1 protein-coding gene is annotated in these 317 nt (G+C 46.1%); it reads left to right on the forward strand.

What is annotated here, in order from left to right; genetic code table 11:
• Positions 1-317 (forward strand): formyltransferase family protein (locus B3182_RS07250; RefSeq protein ID WP_292752134.1); only part of this gene is annotated, 317 nt, incomplete at both ends.

Consider the following 317-nt stretch of genomic DNA (forward strand, 5'->3'; position numbering starts at 1 on the left):
ATGGCGCGTCAGTTCAAAAAACCGTTTTATCATCTGCCCATCACCAAAGAAACCAAACAGCAACAGGAAACACAGATTAAATCATTACTCTCCGAGTATCAGATTGATCTGGTGGTGATGGCGCGCTATATGCAAATTTTGTCAGAGCAGTTTGTCAAAGAGTTTGCCGGTAAGGTTATCAATATCCACCATGGATTTTTGCCCGCTTTCCAGGGTGCCAAGCCCTATCATCAAGCTTACGAGCGTGGAGTGAAGTTAATCGGCGCCACCGCACATTACGCTACCGCTGAACTTGATGAAGGCCCGATTATCGAACA

This window comes from Methylophaga sp. UBA4204 (assembly GCF_002379485.1).
GTDB lineage: Bacteria > Pseudomonadota > Gammaproteobacteria > Nitrosococcales > Methylophagaceae > Methylophaga.